This is a genomic window from Sporolactobacillus shoreicorticis (assembly GCF_024125445.1).
Lineage (GTDB): Bacteria > Bacillota > Bacilli > Bacillales > Sporolactobacillaceae > Sporolactobacillus > Sporolactobacillus shoreicorticis.
Window position 1 is genome coordinate 62,570 of sequence record NZ_JAMXWM010000013.1, and the last position, 16,895, is coordinate 79,464.

The following is a 16,895-nucleotide window of genomic DNA, read 5'->3' on the forward strand; positions in this document are numbered from 1 at the left end:
TCGTACGGCAGGGATATACTATTAAAAAAAGGAATGACACAATGATTGGCCTATTGCTCGCTGTCGCGCTCTTTAATAGCGCTGCCTTTCTCATCAATAAACGGCTTACAAAAAATCAACTGGTACATATTTGGATGTTCACCGTCGCCGTACAGGTGCTTACCGATAGCTATTTGAAAAAAAATCATGCCTATTGGTACTTCTCCCAGGGATCTTTTGAGTGGCGAGCACTCCTTGTGCTGACCGTATTGATTCCACCGGTCAACATCATTTTCTTAAACAGCTACCCATTTGGAAAATTGTTTACTAAGAGGCTGCTTTATATTCTTGTCTGGGATCTAGCCATCACCGCTTATGAACGCATCGCACTTCTGCCTCAGCCATGGGGTTACTTCAACTACGGCTGGTGGCAAATCAGCTACTCGTTTCTTGTGTATCCGTTTTTACTGTGGATTGTTGCAGTTTACTATCAATGGATTCGAAAGATCGAACGGGAATAACCTTAAATGCTGCAGTTCACAGTGTCAATGACGTATTTAAAAAGTTCTTTATCTTCCTCTTTATTATAAAGAGTACCCAGACATGTTCCGCCGTTTTTTTCGATGATTCTTTTTGATGGCTCATTATTCGTTCTGCAGGTCACCACGGCTTTTTTGATTCCAAGCTCTCGCGCCTTAGCCAAGGCTAAGTTAAGAATCTGCGTCCCATACCCTTTGTTTCGGTGTTTAGGCGAAACATCATAACCGATGTGCCCGGCAAACCTGACCTCCTGATGCCTGATCCGCACCACACCAACCACCTCATGCTGATCAATCAGCCAAAAGGTCGACGACGCTACCCGGCCCTTCGGCAAATGAGTTCCATGTGCTTCATGGATCAAGTGCCTTACAAAACCGGAGAAGTCTGTTAACGCTTTGCTGTATTTCTTAAAATAATACGCATCTTCACCCGCCTCATTATAATCAAGCGCATAATTTTGAAAACTTTTCTTGTAACGTTCCGTTGGCTCAGTTAGAAATAGCTTTTTCACTTTTTCACCTTTTCTCATCAATAACTTACTGCCACAATTTCGGAAAAAACCGTACCGTTAAAAAAACAGGAGCCTTATCCATCGCTGTTGGTCAATGTCCTTGAAACTTTTTTAAAATCTCAATCTCCGAACGATAGGATTCAATGCCGATTTGGCAGCATAGTTTCTGATACGAAGACATATCTTCTTTCCACACCTCAAATTGGCTCTCAAGTTCTTCAACGAGCTGCTCCTTCCGATTAATCTCCTCTATAATGATTTGCTTTATCTGCTCTTCAGGCAGGTATTCTCCATGATACAGGCGCATGAGGAAGTCGGATTTCATGACCTCGGTTTGCACAGGTGACCGGAGATATTTATTGAATTCTTCTCTGCCGGACTCTGTAATCGAGTAAAGATTTTTATTCGGTTTTCCCTCTTGAACGATGATCTTCTTTGTGACCTTTCCCTTATTTTCCAATTTGTGCAGCACCGGATAAATGCTCCCATAAGAACCGTCAAAGAAGTGCGAAAAAATGGTCTTAATTTTTTCCACAATATCATAACCGGTTTGCGATTTTTCATTGAGAATACCTAGTACAACATCTTCAGTCTTCATCTTGTCAGCGTCCTTTTCTTTTCCTTCTTTTCGTAGATAAACGTAATAAAACTTGAAGCAAAGACAAATGGAATGCCCCATCCGTAAAGTGAAGAAAATGCGTCCTTCATAACCATGCTTACGTTCGTTTGTATTCTATTCATTGTTTTTTGAATCTGTTGGTTCAGAGCAACAACCTTAGCTTTCACTTGAGCTTCGACTTTAGAATGAATCCTCCGTTTTTCCTGCACGGTGATCGACTGCTGACCCATTTGTGTGAGCTGATGATGGTAAGCAGAGGAAATCATTGATTGTTCTTTTGAGTCGGAAATGGCTGCACTCTTCTTCATCGGACTCTGATTCTTAATGCCAAGAGTCACATGTTGATCCATTTTATCGCGATCAGCCACAGGCAGTGTTAACCTGCTGATTTGTTTCTTTGAATAATGAATCGCTTCACCTTCCGCATGACTGATCGTTCCCGTTAATCCGGAAATAAAAATTGCGACCGCGAGGACAGAACCAAGCTGTCGCAAAACGCCGACCATACTCTGTGATGCAGTAAGAAGTTCTCCTGTAAAATCAGCGGCCGCAAGTGTTGTGATCGGACCAACAATCAGACCATAACCGGCACCGAGTACAATACAGGTCCAAATCAACTGCTGATAGTTTTGCGTCACATCTAAATGATAGTACGAAAAATAAGCAAGCGCCATAAGAAAAAATCCGCTGAAAATAATAACACGTGGACCGAATCGATCAATAAGCAACCCTGCAATCGGTGCAAAAATAAAAATCGTCATCGAAACCGGGGTGACAAGTAATGCGGCTGTCAATTCGGTCTCATTCTGCATTCGTGTCAAAAAGGTCGGCAAAATAACCATAACACCGACAAGAAATAATTGACTTAATACGGCAGCTAAAGCTGAACCAGTAAACTGACGATTCTTAAAAAGACCCATTGGGATCATCGGCGAACTGATACGCATTTCATAAAAAATAAAACCGACAAAAGCAGCAAGACAGGTGAGAAACAGACAAATCACTTCCATTGTTCCCCAACCCCAGTCATTCCCTTTAACCAAAGCCAAGGTTAATGTGAATAAAAAGAGCATACTTAACAGCGAACCGCCAAGATCTAATCTTATCGCCAATTTCTTTTCATTTTTGAACGTTAGCTGCATCAGAGAAAGGCAAAGAGCAACGATTAAAACAGGGATGTTTACAAGGAAGACCCATCGCCAGCCGAAAAATTGGGTCACGATTCCTCCAATCGCCGGGCCTAAAGCAGCCGCCAATCCCTGTGTAATCCCCAGTGCTGCAATTACATTCTTGCGTTTCTCAATAGCCACCTGTGAGATACCGATGATCATACTTGCTGGAAAAACAATCGCAGCACCAAGGCTCTGAATACTCCTCCCGGTAAACAGACCCGAACTGCTGGCAAGACCGCTCAGCAACGATCCTAAACCAAACATTACAAGGCCAACAACATAAACCTTATTCTTCCCCAATCGATCCGCCACACGTCCAAGCGGAATTGTAAAAACAGCAAAAACAATCGTGTAACTATTCATCGCCCAGGAAAGTGACTCTAAAGAAACATTTAATCCGGATTGAATGGCAGGTAAGGCAATATTCATAATCGTCGTATCGAGCATACATAGAAAAATGCCAAGACACATAGCCGCAACCGTTAATTTATAATTTCTCTTCACATAAACCGCCTCAATATATATATTTTATATATAAATATATTATATATAAATAAAAATAATATCAAGAACAAATTTTTTGTGCGATTAAATTGAAGCTAAATAACGATGGCTCGAAATAGACGCAGCAGTCTCTTGATTGATTTAAAAGGCAGAGGGTGCTTCTTATTGACATGGAAATCCGATCTTGACCCTTGTTCATGCATTGAATTCTAATTTTCTTGCATTGAGACATCGGTTTTATGCATAGATTCAGCGCAACGTTGGGCTCGTACATTGCGTGTGAACACCGGTACAAGTAAAATCATGCATGATCTCATTTGAAATGAAAATTATTTTAATAATTACTATTTTGTTGACAAATTCATTGCAAACGAATATATTAAAATTAATTACAAAATAAAAATAAATAATAAAATTATTTTCATTTTGTAAGACAAAACAATCGCTTATAGCGGTTTCGATCATTTCAAAAAATAAATCATTTGGAAGGATGAATTAAATGAAAACGTATCATTGGGGCATGATCGGTACAGGTTGGATTGCACATGAAATGGCTGACGCGCTGAATCATGTTAATGGAGAAATTTATGCAGTGGCAGATGTTAATGAAGTCGCTTTACAGGCTTTCAGTCAAGAAAAGAAGATTCAGCGGACATTCACCAATCCTGATGATTTGCTTAAAGATCCTAATGTTGATATCGTATATATTGCGACCCCGCATAATTTTCACTATGAATACATTATGAAAGCTCTGGAAGCGGGCAAACATGTCTTTGCTGAGAAAGCGATAACTGTAAACGCACAACAGTTAAGCAACGTAAAGCATTTGGCCGCTGAAAAAGGTTTGATTGTCACTGAAGGCTTGACATTATTTCACATGCCACTTTATAAAAAAGTGAAACAGCTGATCCGTGACGGTAAAATCGGCGATGTTAATTTGGTGCAAGTTAATTTTGGCAGCTTAAAAGATTATGATGTCAAAAACCGCTTCTTTAATAAAAATTTAGCTGGCGGCGCACTCCTAGACATCGGCGGTTATGCAACTGCCTTTGCCCGTTCCTTTTTAAAATCGCAACCAGTTAATGTTTTGACAACCGTTAAATACTTTGAAACAGGGGTTGACGAACAATCAGGCATTCTGCTTAAAAATCTCGATGATCAAATCGCTGTGATGGCATTGTCAATGCGCGCGAAACAGCCGAAACGCGGGGTTATTTCAGGTACCAAAGGCTATATTGAAATATCGAATTACCCGCGCGCCACTGAAGCCGCAGTCACCTATACAGATGATGCACACGCCGAAACACATGAAGTGATCACGGCAGGAGATGCATCGCTTGCCTTGCACTACGAAGTTCAGGATATGCAAAGATATATTGAACAGGGACATGACGACGGCGAATTTTCACTATCCTACGACATTATGGACATTTTAACAAATGTGCGCAATCAATGGGGCATGAAGTACCCGTTTGATCATACAGACTATTAAAAAAGGAACGCAATATGGAAGCAACTAATAAAGAATTCGTCAACAGAATCTACTCGAATTTAGGAAATTATTCTAAGTCAGAAAAAAAAATCGTTGATTTAATCATCAGTGATCCAAAGTTTGTAATCAATGCAACCATTTCACAGCTGGCAAACCGTGCGGATATCAGTGAAGCATCCGTGTCTCGTTTTTGCAAAAGAATCGATCTCGATGGATTCCATCATTTAAAGGTGTTACTGGCGCAAAGCTCATTAATTAATGCTGAACCACCAAACCGTTCATCCTTTGCCGGTCAGGATAAAACGCTGGACAAATTGATGAGCAATAAAGAGGAAGAAATTCAGGCAACATTAGAGAGTTTTGACAAAGCAAACATTAAGAAAATAATGAGTATCATTAAGAATGCTCGGTTAATGCAAATCATGGCAGAAGGCAATACGTTTCCGGTTGCACTCGATGCTTGCTTTAAATTTAATCAAATCGGGCAATTAGCGTTTACTGCCAGCTCCTGGGAAGTTGCTATGGCACAGACATTGAATTTAACGGATTCGGATGCAGTCATGGTCATCTCCAACTCCGGTGAATCCAGACAGCTGCTTCAATTAATTAAAACTGCTAAAAGCAATCATGTAACGGTTATTGCGCTTACAAATAATGAAAGTTCTCCTATTGCAGTGCAAGCCGATTACAATGTGGTTACAGCCAGCAGAGGTACAATCTTTATGTCTGAGTATTTCTTTTCGAGGGTATCTGCAGTCACAGCGATCGAAGCAATTTTTATGCTGCTTATCGCAGATGATCCTCGGCTTAAGCGCAAAATTCAAGAGCATGAACTGTTAATCTCATCGCAAAAGATTTAATCAGGAAACGATAGGAATCTATGGCATCAGCAACCCCGCACCTGTAAAAAGTGCGGGGTTGTATTTGTCCACTCATGTCATTCCACATTCGCGTTCTTTGTCAAACGCTCATGCTCAACCTGAATCTGTGCAGGATCAATACGAGCGAACAGAGGTTCAAAATCCTTCGGCAGTTTTCCCGGGCAATGAATGACTTCCCATTTAAACGGTGCGAGATGAAGCGCATCAGCCAACTTCCGGCTTGAAAACGGAAGAAACGGCGCTAGAATCTGCGCCAGATTAGCAATGCTGAACACACACGTATTTAAGGTGGTATAAGCTGACGCTTGATTGGTGTTAACTGTCTGCCAAGGTTTTCGTTCATCAAAATACTTATTTAAACGGCGAATCCATGAGAAAATTTCACTAAGTGCCGCTTTCAAATGCGCGGATTCAATCAGTCCGCCAACCTTTTCGTAAAGCGCCACAGTCGTTCGGAAAATTTGCGGGTCAACTTGATTGGAAGCCACGTTAAAATCAGGCAGCTTTTCAATGAACTTGAGCGTGCGATTGACAAAATTGCCATATGCCCCGAGCAACTCACCATTATGGCTTTCGATAAATGCCTTCCATGAAAAATCGGCGTCATGCGTTTCAGGGGCATTGATTAACAAAAAATAACGAATGCTGTCCGGATCATAGTGTTCGAGAATATCCGGTGCCCATACTGCCCAGTTGCGGCTTGTGGACAGCTTCTTATGCTCAAGCGTCACGTATTCATTAGAGACAAGATGCGTTGGCAATGCTTTCTTGCCGACCCCGATCAGGATGGCGGGCCAAATGATCGTGTGAAACGGTACATTGTCTTTCCCTTGAACATAATAGGAAACTGTTTGTTCATTCCAAAACTCGGAGATATCCTGGTGATGCTCTTCTCCCCAGCGAACACTTGCCGAATAATAGCCGGACACCGCCTCAATCCAGACATACACTTTTTTATCCTCGAAGCCTTTAATTGGGACGGTGACTCCGACCGGCAAATCGCGGGTGACGGCCCGATCCTGCAAGCCCTCGTCTAAATACCGTCGTGTCAATTTCAACGCGTTTTCCCGCCAATCGTTATTCTTTTTTGCCCGTTGATACTGCTGCTCCAATTCCAGTTGAAATTTGCTCAATGCAAAATAAAGATGCTCGACCTCGCGCAATTCCGGTTTGTGACCGCATAGCTTACAAGCGGGATCTTCAAGGTCCATCGGATCGAGAATTGTTGAACAGGCATCACATTGATCGCCGCGTGCATGTGCGCCGCAATGCGGACAGCTGCCTTCGACATAGCGATCCGGCAGAAACTGCGTGCAGTGCAGGCAGTACATCTGCTTGGTCTTCTTGTGATAGATATAGCCATTATCATACAAGCTCCTGAAAATATCCTGAACCACTCTGTGATGAATCAGTGTGTCTGTACGTGTGTAACAGTCATAGGTAAATCCCAGTTTCTCAAAACATCGCTGAAAGGAATCATGATAGCGATCCGCAATTGTTTTCGGTGAGACAGCCTCCTGCTTCGCGCGAATCGTGATCGGTGTTCCATTGCAGTCGCTTCCGGAAACATAGAGCACCTTTGCTCCCTTCTGCCTGAAATAACGTGCCAAACAATCTCCCGGGATCAAGCTTGATAGATGTCCAAGATGAAGATCCCCATTCGCGTAGGGCCATGCACCCGCAATCAATACTGCCATATGTCTTCACTCCTTTTAATAAAGAAAAACTTGGCGAATCCAGCTTTTTGGACACCGGATGAGCCTCAGTTGTTCTTATACTAGAAACCGCTAATCTTTGATACTTTCTTATTTGCACAAAAAAAGCCTCCGACCTCATACATTCGTCATGTATAAGGACGGAGACTTGTGTCCACGCGGTACCACCTTAATTTATCAGCCATTCGCATCACTGATCTCAGCGAGTACAGAGCGTCTGCTCGATACTCGGGATTTATTAACCGGGGACCGCCCGGCCATAGCCTAACCGCAAACGATGCGGATCGGTATGGATGCTCAGAGGCCATTGTTCAGCTTGGAATTCTGCTTCTCTCACCAGTTACGAAGCTCTCTGCGGAGAATCCGGCTGCTTACTTCTTCTCGTCATCGCATAATGTAGTTAATAGGAATAGTATAGACAGTTCAATGGGGAGATGCAAGGTGTCCTTTAAATTTGAAATAAGATCGTTTGAATCAATTTAAGACAATCATCAATAACGTGCGCAGGTACTTTATCCTTATAGTGAAAATGATGTGCATATCAATCTAAACTTTTTAATTGAACCATTAAGATCACACCCTTGATGGAAAGAGAAAGACTCTGAGGAAGATCCACTTCAAGCGGATAGCCTTTCTTTTGTGAAGTAATGGGACATACAGGTGCAATATGAGTGGCTCTATTAAATGTTTCCGGAGATAAAACAATAGCTGGGCGATGTTCCGACTGTTCATGTCCGGACTGAGGATTGAAGTTAAGGAAAACAAGATCACCACGTTCAGGAACATAAGTCATTACAACCATCCACTCCCCACTCGACCAAGATCTAGTTCATCAAGAGACGGAGCGGATTTTAATGGTTTTAGAATAATATCTTAAAAATTCAAATTCAGTCCCTTTTTCACATACTTACAGATTCTGCAACTGACCGAGGCAAACGGACGGCAAGACTGTTTCCCTACATTTGAATCTTCGTTGTCACATGAACCCCTCTCTTCTTTGCTGCTTGACGCTTTCTTGTATCCATTATATTATCTCTTCCTTTCTCTATAGATAGAGAACGAAAATCTGATTCATTTTCAAAACTATCGATCTGATTCACGAATCTTAGCCTTGCAATGCTTGCCCCACTGCCCAAGCCTGATGTTCATGGAACAACAATGATTTGCATGCACGCGCATCAACCCACTTTAAAAAATGATTATTTTCAATGGGCCGTTGCACATTTTGTAGAAGGCGTGCGGTATAAAAGTAACCGTCACTCAAGATGGGCAAACGCTTTCTCGAAAGAAAATACTGTTGTGCCTCACCTATATACCGATTGATTTGAATCGCATCTCCAATTTCCTCCAACGTTTCCCGCCGCAAGCATTCTTCAGGGGACTCTCTCGCTTCAATCCCGCCGCCAAGTAAAAAATAATGACCATTCGATTGAATCACACCAAGTTCACGTTTTGACGAATCGCGAAACAGCACGGCATAAGCGCCTTTTCTTAATTGATAGTCTAAATCTTTTATTTGAGATCCAAATAATTGCAAAATAAACACTGCCCTCTTCCAAATTGATTAACTGTTCTTCTATACATTTAGCCGGATTAGCTCGTTAAGAAATTAAGCAAGCGTTTCAGAACAAATAATATAACATCTTATTATGAAATCAGTTGCTTTAATTCCATAAATCTTTTAAGCTGTTTCTGATTAATTGCTTCGTCATTGTCCACGGAATGAAGCAACTCATGGAATATCGGCTGCAGCCCGTAAAATGTACGGATGCGGTCCAGCATTTCTTCCGAGGATTCATCGGAATGATAAAATGAAAAGACTTTTCTCGTGTACTCAGGCCCATAGTTCCAATAAATGCCCGCAAAATCAAAAGCTGAATCGCCCATTTGCGCATCAGTAAAATCGATGATCGCACGGATTCGATTTTCAGCTCTGTCAAAGAGTATATTAGATGCTGAGAGGTCACCATGAATGGGCACCTTTTTATAGCTGAATACCGGGTATCTGTTCAAAAAATGAGTAAACACGTCTTCAATCGCCTGACGTTCCTCATCACGCAACATCATAAATACTCTTTTTTTAAGTGATTCAAATAACGATTGCCAATAACGAAAAGTATGGATTGAGCGCAGGTGACTCCCCTTGATTTGATGCAGTTTCATCAGAAAATCACCAAGTAAATGAGCATTTTCGGGATTTTTTCTTAAATCAAATGGATGTTCATTTAGCGATGCACCGTTCAAAAAAGGATAAGTCACGGCACGAAGGGTTTTGCCTTCATAAATCGGTTTATACCTTGGAATCTGCAACAGAGGTTTCTTTAGTGAGAGTCGCTGCAAAAGGTCACATTCGGATTTAATTTGTTTCATGATCTGATTTGTTTTCGGAAAGCGGAAAACCTGCTGTTTATTGATGATTAAAATATCGTTATCCCAGCCGTTTGTCTTTACTTCACTTGTATCAATAGCCAGTTCCGGCATCATGCATCTGACAAAATGGATCATTTCTTCTTTTTGCACAACCTCTCACCTTCTGCCCAAATAATAAACCTGCTCCGCTATTTTTCGCGGCCGAACATCCAGACAAATTTATTCGTGATCAATTAATTAAGAAAAAATCGAGAAAACGAAAAGCTTTCCCGATTTTTTCATTACACACGGATCTGCGGTTCGAAAAAAAAATTCACTACGAATAATTTTCCGGTTCCTGCCCTCAGTCCCGAACAATCAAAACATCATAAGGACGCAGGATCGTTTGGCTACTAATAGGCGCGCCATTAAGCAGATTGATTTTTCCTTCAAATCGTGAAGTGTCCATATTCCGCATCTCTTTGGTATTGTTTATTACAAAATACAATTGATAATCGTCATAGCTTCTGACTGTAATTTCGACACCTTTTGGTGCGGGATAATGGGGCAAATGACGCTCTTCGATCAGGCGGTCAACGAATAGATCCATACCTTTTTCATCCAAAACCGTACCGATGTAGTAGGCTTTGCCTTGCCCAAATGAGTTTACGGAAACGACAGGCGCGCCTTTATAGAAGACGTTATCTTCATAGACCGCCAACGCCTGAGCACCTTCCAAATGAGAAATATTGGCTACAATTGAACCGCTAACCGCATGGTCGCTAAATAATAGATTCACATTTTCTTTGGGCGGCAGCGCGTCGATTTCCTCTGCCCAAATCCCGCATAGTTTACGAAACGGTCCGGGATACCCGCCCATAATTACGTTGTCATGTTCATCCGAAATGCCACTTAAAAATGTGGTTACGAATGTGCCTCCGCCTGTCACAAATTTTTCAATTGTATCTGTGACACCCGGCTTAACCATCATAAGAACAGGGGCGATCACCAGATCATATTTTCCTAAATCATCGGCAGTAAGATCGGTGGGGATCATATCGACCGCGACATTCTCTCGATACAGAGCGGCATAATAACGATGGACTTGGTCAACGTACTTCAACTCGACATTTGGCCCGCTTGAGTACTCAAACGCCCAATAATTATCCCAGTCAAAAATAATGGCCACCTTGGCTTTTGTTTGACCGTTCATGAACTGAGTGCCGTAAGCTGCCAATTCTTGACCCAGTTGTGCCGTTTCTCTCAAAATTCGCGTAGCGTCATGATCGGCGTGACTAATCACGGCACTGTGAAATTTTTCAGTGCCGCCGCGTGACTGTCTTAACTGGAAGTATTGAATCGTATCCGCGCCGTGGGCGATCGCCTGATAACTGAGCTCACGCATTTGTCCCGGCTGTTTCACCGCATTGTACGGCTGCCAGTTCTGCTGGCTGGGTGTCTGTTCCATGAGCATGAACGGCCGGCCGTTCTTTAAGCCTCGCATCAGATCATGCTTCATCGCGATGAGGCTGGCAGGTGTATCATAGGCGGGGTAGCTGTCCCATGAAACGATATCCAACTCCTTTGCCCACTTAAAATAGTCTAAACCTTTATACGTCCCCATCATATTGGTTGTAATCGGCGTTACAGGATCGAATCGGCGAATTGCTTCTTTTTCGGAAATTAAATTATTCAGCAGGCTGTCGGAGCTGAATCGACGATAATCGACCGACAGTCCGGACAAAGTCGTATGGTCTTCACCAATCGCGTCGCCCAGATCATTTGGGGGAACAATTTCATCCCAATCGTAAAAAGTATGTCCCCAAAAGTGGGTGTACCATGCTTCATTTAGCGCGTCCAAAGTCCGATACTTGTTTTTCAGCCAAACGCGGAATGCTTTAGCGCAGTGTTCACAGTAGCACGCTCCGCCGTATTCATTTGAAATATGCCAGCAAACAACGCATTCCAGATACCCGTAGCGTTCAGCGAGTTTGCCCGCTAAGCGCGCGCTGTATTTTTGAAAGGTGGGTGAGTTCGGGCAAGCATTATGCCGCTCGCCATAGCGGTGGTGCCTGCCATAGAAATCCGTCCGCGCGACATCCGAATATTTTTTGGCCATCCATGCCGGCAGGGCACCGGTCGAAGTCGCCAAAACAATGTGGAAATTATATTGCGTTAATAATCGGACGATCTCATCCAGCGTGGAGAAATCATAGTCATCTTCACTCGATTGCAACTGCGCCCAAGAAAAAACATTAATTGTTGCTTCATTTATTTGAGCATTGCTCAAGATTTGCATGTCTTTCAACCAGATCTCTTTCGGCCATTGTTCGGGATTCCAGTCGCCGCCAAAAAGAAATGTAGTGAAGGGTGTCTGTTTCATTGTCTGTCTCCCTTATCTTATTTACTACTCTAAAATAATCTTAGCACAAAACATTGGATCAACTCATTCAAATGAAAATAATCTTTCCTATAAATGTAAACGATTTCAGTGAATTGGATTCCCAACATTAAAAATAGGAGAATTTATTTCTCCCATTGAACAAAAGGAAAAAACGGAGAGCAAAAGACAAACGTTCCTCTCTGTTCATTTATTTTAAAGGTCTTTGGCACAGCCTCTTTGGAACTTAACGTCTGAAAACATGCGCTCCTTACAGCTTAAACGATACCAACATTGAAACTGAAACTAGCATCTTTATTTTTTGATTCCCCTACCTTCCCGTCTTTAAAAAATCTAGTGCTGCTTCATGTCTTTATCAATTTCTTCACGAATTAATTTCTTGGATTTTAACGTTCTGTTTTGATAATCATTTTCCAATTGATCAGTTACCTTGACATACAATCGGTATTTCAATGGGGACATGCCCGTCTCGTCTTTAAAGACCGTACTGAAATAGGAACTGTTTTTGTAACCCACTGATCCTGCAATCTTTTCCACCGACCACTCAGTTGTCACAAGCAATTCCTTTGCTATCCGGCTTTTTTGCAAATTAATATACCTTTGAACTGACGTTTGTTTATATTTTTTAAACAAGCGACTCAAATAAGCTTTATTTATAAACAGTTTTTCGCTAATGCTTTTTAAAGTAATCTTGTTTTGAACTTCCGAATTTATTATTTTTACCGCATCTTCCACAATTTTTTGAGGCGAGAACGCATTTGATTTATTCGATTGAGAGGACAGATTACGTTTTACCGTAATCATGAATTCAATTAACTTACACACCGCCATTTCTAAATAATCTGGCTTCTTACTCATTGACTCATCAACAAGGCTCAACAAAACACTTTTGATTTCTTGATAGACATTAGCCTCCAAGTGATAAACGCCCAGATAATCATCGAAGAGTCTGACTGCGCTGTACCCCAGCAAAATCTCTGTTTTCTTCTGTATATAATTAGCATCAAATTCGATGTTAATCCGTGTATGTGTTTTTGATTTCATCATATCTAAACGATGAGGGACGTCAGATGCCCAAGTTTTAACTGACCATATTCCACAATATCTGTAATTGTCATCAACACAACCAAAAAGATCAAAGGCTGCGGGAGATTAAACAGGGCACCGGCCAGAAGCACAAGAGGCAATGACTTATCGACAAGCATGAATACCACCAATGCTAGTAACATGACAGAAATTGAGAGAATGAATACGTTTCGACGATGGAACTTCTTAGCAAGACTCGGAAACAAAGAAACAGATAACAAGCCAATGAATATGTTGATTATTCCAAGCCAAGAAAATTTAGAAGGATCGCCAAGAATATAAGTAAAATAATAAAGCATCAATGTATTCGTTAAATATGTGCCGGCTCCATACAACAGATAAGCGAAAGACAGCCACATCAGTTGGTCATTATGAGCAAGAAACCAGAGAACCCGTTTAAAACTGGTATCTTCTTTATTTTCCCGCAAGCGAGAACTGACTTCTTTCGTACCGACCCCGATTATAAATGAATAATTAATCTTAACAGTCCTAAGATCGTTGATTACCCGTTATGTATGAGTATTATTCACAAAAAAGACCGTTTTCCGATCTTTTCGACAACGTTGGAAAATGAACAAAGGGTTATTAACGAAGGACGACTAACACGGACTCAGTTTATCAATTGGATTTAGCATACTGATACCGTACCAATGTCCCGGTTTCCCATAAAAAGATAACAACTGCAACAGAAGAATCGTAGTAATGAACGGATCATAATGCGAGCTGTTTGCGAGTTGTTATTTTTAAAAAATTTTCTTCAATGTTTCTCACTCTGCGCACTCTTTAAGAGACTAACCTTTTTCAATTCCTCCCCTACGTAGTCATGGTCATCTCTATTGAACATTCGATTAATACAGCCTTACCATTTTGAACTATGGAAGCCGATCCGCGATTTCTCATTGGTACTCACTCCTCATCAGGATGAAGGGCTTCCCATCCTTCGCTGACAATAAAGAAAACAAGTACCAGCGCCGCGACGGAATCGGCCCACCACCAATTGACTAATGCGGTAAATCCCGCACCAATTAATACAGTAAAAGCCATATAGGCGCAGACCAAATTGCACATGCCGTCTTCGATCAAGGCATCACTTCCGATAGCCTGACCGATCCGCTTTTTGGCGATCATCAGCACTGGCATCAGCACACACGAACCAATAACTAAGGCAATGCCTAACACACTTGCTTCCGCACTCTGCCGTGTGATCAAACGATAAATAGACGAAAAGATAACAAAGACTGCGAGCAGCATCAAGGCTGTCCCGACCACGTAGGAAGCGATGCGCTCTGCGCGAGCAACTTTTTCCTCATTATCGGATTGCTTTTTTTCCGTTTGCAGCCGCCAAAGCAGAAATGCCCCGGAGATCAGTTCAATCAAACTGTCCAATCCTAAAGCGACCAATAGTAAAGAGTGGGCCAACACCCCGGACACGAGAGCAACGAAAAATTCGACCGCCATCCATGCAATAGAAAGGCTTTCAATTTGAATCCCTTTATTAATTAAGCGCAGATTGTCATTGTTCACGGTTTTTCCTCCCCTCTTGCTTAAACAAAACATTTTGAAAAAAATAGGTGCAACGCGATCCATGCTCTCTATTAGATTCACCTTTTATTTTAAGTCTATTATAACCGATGATCGAGTCATTATTTTTGCAAAAAAAGTCATTTTATGCTATAATTATATTAATTAAATGTTCGGTTATAATAAGATTCTCTCGGCCGGGAGAATCTTATTTTTGTGGGAGTGTTTTGTCTTATGAAGGATCAATCAAGTATCACCGCACTTGTTTCTGCATTCAGTCGCGCCTACCACAGTCAATACGATCATCCGAAGGTGTTTGATGATTCAGTCGCCGCTCAATTAATTACCGCTGAGGAATTTGATCAAATCAAGAAAAACATGATTCAGGGAATTTCTTTTTTCAACAAAAAGGTTGCTGTTCAATTAGCGAACCAACCGGATGAACTCTTGAAATGGATTACTCAAGTTCAACTGTCACCAACACCTTTGGCTCGCGCAGCCTTCTGCGAACAAATTTTGTTCCATGAAATTGATTTGGGAACGACTCAATACGTAATCCTCGGTGCCGGGCTCGATACATTTTGTTTTCGTCATCCTGAGGTAAGCCGTTCACTGCAAGTATTTGAGGTGGATCATCCCGCAACGCAAACGTTTAAAAAGAAACGGCTGGCTGAATCTCATTTGACCATTCCGGATCATCTTCATTTTGTGCCAATGGATTTTACACGTGAATTTTCCGAGCAAAAACTCGTCGGCAACGAATTTGAGAATAGGCGAACCTTTTTCAGTCTGCTTGGCGTTACCTATTATCTATCAAAAAAAGAGATTGCTCAATTAATCAAAAATCTGTTTGCACTTGTTCCCTCCGGAAGCTCGATTGTCTTTGATCACGCAGATGAGGCACTTTTCGAAACAAAAGGGCGCAGCAACCGAGTGGAGAATATGGTAAAAATGGCTGCCGGAAGCGGGGAGCCGATGAAAAGCTGTTTTCCGTTTACCGAATTGGAACATCTGTTAGAAAACGCCGGCTTGCTTGTTTACGAACATTTATCGCCTGATGAGATAAACGAACGCTACTATAATGAGCGGCACGATTATTTATCCGCATTTGAAACGATCCATTATGTTCACGCTGTAAAAAGATAAGATTCAGCTTATTTCGATGCAATCCAAAAGAGGCGATCATCATTTAATAGCACCTCCGCTCGCATCAATGGGAACGTTCGCGTGACTCCCTTGTCTCGCTGATGGGCGCACTGAAAAACACATGTCTATAATTGGTACAAAAAAGGTCACTGATTGTCCGTATTTTTATAATCAGTGACCTTTTTCAAAAGAAAAGATTAGGAACTAGCGGTATTTAGTATAAGAAAAACTAAGGCTTTGCCAGCGTCAAGGATTTGGGCGATCAGGTAAGCGCCCAATCTAAGAAATAAACAGAGAAATTTCGCTTATCGAATCGAAAAACATGAAAATGGAAGGTTTTTCTTTGAATAGGCGGAAAAATTACCCTTATTTACCCGTGGAACAAGGGGCATAATGCATATACCCGGAGAATTTCCGCTTATTTTATACGGGGCAACGCGAAAACCACCGCTTATCAGAACTCGCCTATGACTGATTGCCAAAATTGCTGTCATGGATTACGCACTAGTGCATTTTTGCCGGTATTTTAGGAATCTTTTACATAGGACGATACAGCAAAAAAATTTCATAAACGCAAGAAAGTAAATAATCAATAACGCAAGAAAGAATAGCCATGTAAATCCTCTGCCAATTGCGAATGGCGCTTCAAACAAAAAGGCGCCTGTATCTGCCGGCTTTAGAAGACAAATCAGAAAAATGTCGTTTGAAGCATGATCATTTATTCTCACAAATTACTGTGATCCTGAGTTCTTTGTACCCCAAAGAGGTTTCCAGGCACAATCCTCAAAGAGAGCGCAATAGTCCTGTAAATCACTAGAATTTTTGAAAAGTCGATCGTCAATTTTATAGTTGTATGTTCCTGGCTCAATCTCCTGAAAGGTGTACTTGACAAAACGCTTGACTGAAATGAGCACATACCCTTTTTCAGACATTTTTGAGAGCCAAGCTTCCTCTTTAGCAAAATCAAAAAATCACTTGT

At 41.6% G+C, this 16,895-nt stretch carries 14 protein-coding genes and 2 pseudogenes; 4 read left to right on the top strand and 12 right to left on the bottom strand.

The features are described 5' to 3' along the window. Positions 1 to 41 precede the first annotated feature (41 nt). Positions 42 to 500, top strand: a complete 459-nt coding sequence (locus NIE88_RS12025; RefSeq protein ID WP_253062406.1) for a hypothetical protein — start codon at positions 42 to 44, stop codon at positions 498 to 500. 2 nt (positions 501 to 502) lie between these two features. On the opposite strand, the gene NIE88_RS12030 is transcribed toward NIE88_RS12025, so the two are convergent. The 3 genes from NIE88_RS12030 to NIE88_RS12040 form a co-directional block, all read right to left on the bottom strand. Then, a complete protein-coding gene (locus tag NIE88_RS12030; RefSeq protein WP_253062407.1) occupies positions 503 to 1,030 on the bottom strand; it encodes a GNAT family N-acetyltransferase in 528 nt (175 codons plus the stop codon). A gap of 91 nt (positions 1,031 to 1,121) precedes the next feature. Further along, positions 1,122 to 1,628, bottom strand: a complete 507-nt coding sequence (locus NIE88_RS12035) for a PadR family transcriptional regulator (protein ID WP_253062409.1) — start codon at positions 1,626 to 1,628, stop codon at positions 1,122 to 1,124. Further along, positions 1,625 to 3,325: an MFS transporter gene (locus tag NIE88_RS12040; RefSeq protein ID WP_253062411.1), complete on the bottom strand. Its 1,701-nt coding sequence runs from the start codon at positions 3,323 to 3,325 to the stop codon at positions 1,625 to 1,627. The genes NIE88_RS12035 and NIE88_RS12040 overlap by 4 nt, the downstream gene beginning before the upstream one ends. 499 nt (positions 3,326 to 3,824) lie before the next feature. Between NIE88_RS12040 and NIE88_RS12045 the strand changes: the two genes are divergently transcribed. After that, complete coding sequence (locus tag NIE88_RS12045; RefSeq protein WP_253062413.1) at positions 3,825 to 4,817, top strand: Gfo/Idh/MocA family protein; 993 nt, start codon at positions 3,825 to 3,827, stop codon at positions 4,815 to 4,817. 14 nt (positions 4,818 to 4,831) lie between these two features. Then, positions 4,832 to 5,677 (top strand): MurR/RpiR family transcriptional regulator, encoded by an 846-nt coding sequence (locus tag NIE88_RS12050; protein ID WP_253062415.1) that lies wholly within the window; start codon positions 4,832 to 4,834, stop codon positions 5,675 to 5,677. Between the two features lie 77 nt (positions 5,678 to 5,754). On the opposite strand, the gene metG is transcribed toward NIE88_RS12050, so the two are convergent. The 8 genes and pseudogenes from metG to NIE88_RS12090 all read right to left on the bottom strand — a co-directional run bounded on the left by metG (position 5,755) and on the right by NIE88_RS12090 (position 14,773). Beyond that, complete coding sequence (metG, locus tag NIE88_RS12055) at positions 5,755 to 7,395, bottom strand: methionine--tRNA ligase (protein ID WP_253062417.1); 1,641 nt, start codon at positions 7,393 to 7,395, stop codon at positions 5,755 to 5,757. A gap of 466 nt (positions 7,396 to 7,861) precedes the next feature. Continuing rightward, positions 7,862 to 8,206, bottom strand: a pseudogene (locus NIE88_RS12060) (type II toxin-antitoxin system PemK/MazF family toxin). Between the two features lie 312 nt (positions 8,207 to 8,518). Further along, positions 8,519 to 8,959 carry an NUDIX hydrolase gene (locus NIE88_RS12065; protein ID WP_253062419.1) on the bottom strand — a complete coding sequence of 147 codons (441 nt, stop codon included), beginning with the start codon at positions 8,957 to 8,959 and terminating at the stop codon, positions 8,519 to 8,521. Positions 8,960 to 9,060: 101 nt separating this feature from the next. Beyond that, positions 9,061 to 9,933 (bottom strand): phosphotransferase, encoded by an 873-nt coding sequence (locus tag NIE88_RS12070; RefSeq protein ID WP_253062421.1) that lies wholly within the window; start codon positions 9,931 to 9,933, stop codon positions 9,061 to 9,063. 193 nt (positions 9,934 to 10,126) lie between these two features. Then, positions 10,127 to 12,145, bottom strand: a complete 2,019-nt coding sequence (locus NIE88_RS12075; RefSeq protein ID WP_253062423.1) for a beta-galactosidase — start codon at positions 12,143 to 12,145, stop codon at positions 10,127 to 10,129. A gap of 351 nt (positions 12,146 to 12,496) precedes the next feature. Further along, positions 12,497 to 13,207, bottom strand: coding sequence for a helix-turn-helix transcriptional regulator (locus tag NIE88_RS12080; protein WP_253062425.1), 711 nt, complete (start codon positions 13,205 to 13,207; stop codon positions 12,497 to 12,499). Between the two features lie 5 nt (positions 13,208 to 13,212). Continuing rightward, positions 13,213 to 13,752 (bottom strand): MFS transporter, encoded by a 540-nt coding sequence (locus NIE88_RS12085; RefSeq protein ID WP_373689435.1) that lies wholly within the window; start codon positions 13,750 to 13,752, stop codon positions 13,213 to 13,215. Positions 13,753 to 14,155: 403 nt separating this feature from the next. After that, positions 14,156 to 14,773 (bottom strand): cation diffusion facilitator family transporter, encoded by a 618-nt coding sequence (locus NIE88_RS12090; protein WP_253062428.1) that lies wholly within the window; start codon positions 14,771 to 14,773, stop codon positions 14,156 to 14,158. A gap of 231 nt (positions 14,774 to 15,004) precedes the next feature. On the opposite strand from NIE88_RS12090, the gene NIE88_RS12095 reads away from it, so the two are divergent. After that, on the top strand, positions 15,005 to 15,916 hold the full coding sequence (locus NIE88_RS12095) for a class I SAM-dependent methyltransferase (RefSeq protein WP_253062429.1): 912 nt from the start codon (positions 15,005 to 15,007) through the stop codon (positions 15,914 to 15,916). A gap of 731 nt (positions 15,917 to 16,647) precedes the next feature. Here the strand turns inward: NIE88_RS12095 and NIE88_RS22820 are convergent. Beyond that, positions 16,648 to 16,869, bottom strand: a pseudogene (locus NIE88_RS22820) (DUF2812 domain-containing protein); the annotation flags it as partial. Between the last annotated feature and the right edge of the window lie 26 nt (positions 16,870 to 16,895).

What these genes read in the sequence shown, in the direction of transcription:
- NIE88_RS12025 (WP_253062406.1), top strand. Translation starts at nt 42, where the DNA reads ATGATTGGCCTATTGCTCGCTGTCGCGCTCTTTAATAGCGCTGCCTTT.
- NIE88_RS12035 (WP_253062409.1), bottom strand. Translation starts at nt 1,628, where the DNA reads ATGAAGACTGAAGATGTTGTACTAGGTATTCTCAATGAAAAATCGCAA.
- NIE88_RS12045 (WP_253062413.1), top strand. Translation starts at nt 3,825, where the DNA reads ATGAAAACGTATCATTGGGGCATGATCGGTACAGGTTGGATTGCACAT.
- NIE88_RS12050 (WP_253062415.1), top strand. Translation starts at nt 4,832, where the DNA reads ATGGAAGCAACTAATAAAGAATTCGTCAACAGAATCTACTCGAATTTA.
- metG (WP_253062417.1), bottom strand. Translation starts at nt 7,395, where the DNA reads ATGGCAGTATTGATTGCGGGTGCATGGCCCTACGCGAATGGGGATCTT.
- NIE88_RS12075 (WP_253062423.1), bottom strand. Translation starts at nt 12,145, where the DNA reads ATGAAACAGACACCCTTCACTACATTTCTTTTTGGCGGCGACTGGAAT.
- NIE88_RS12080 (WP_253062425.1), bottom strand. Translation starts at nt 13,207, where the DNA reads ATGAAATCAAAAACACATACACGGATTAACATCGAATTTGATGCTAAT.
- NIE88_RS12095 (WP_253062429.1), top strand. Translation starts at nt 15,005, where the DNA reads ATGAAGGATCAATCAAGTATCACCGCACTTGTTTCTGCATTCAGTCGC.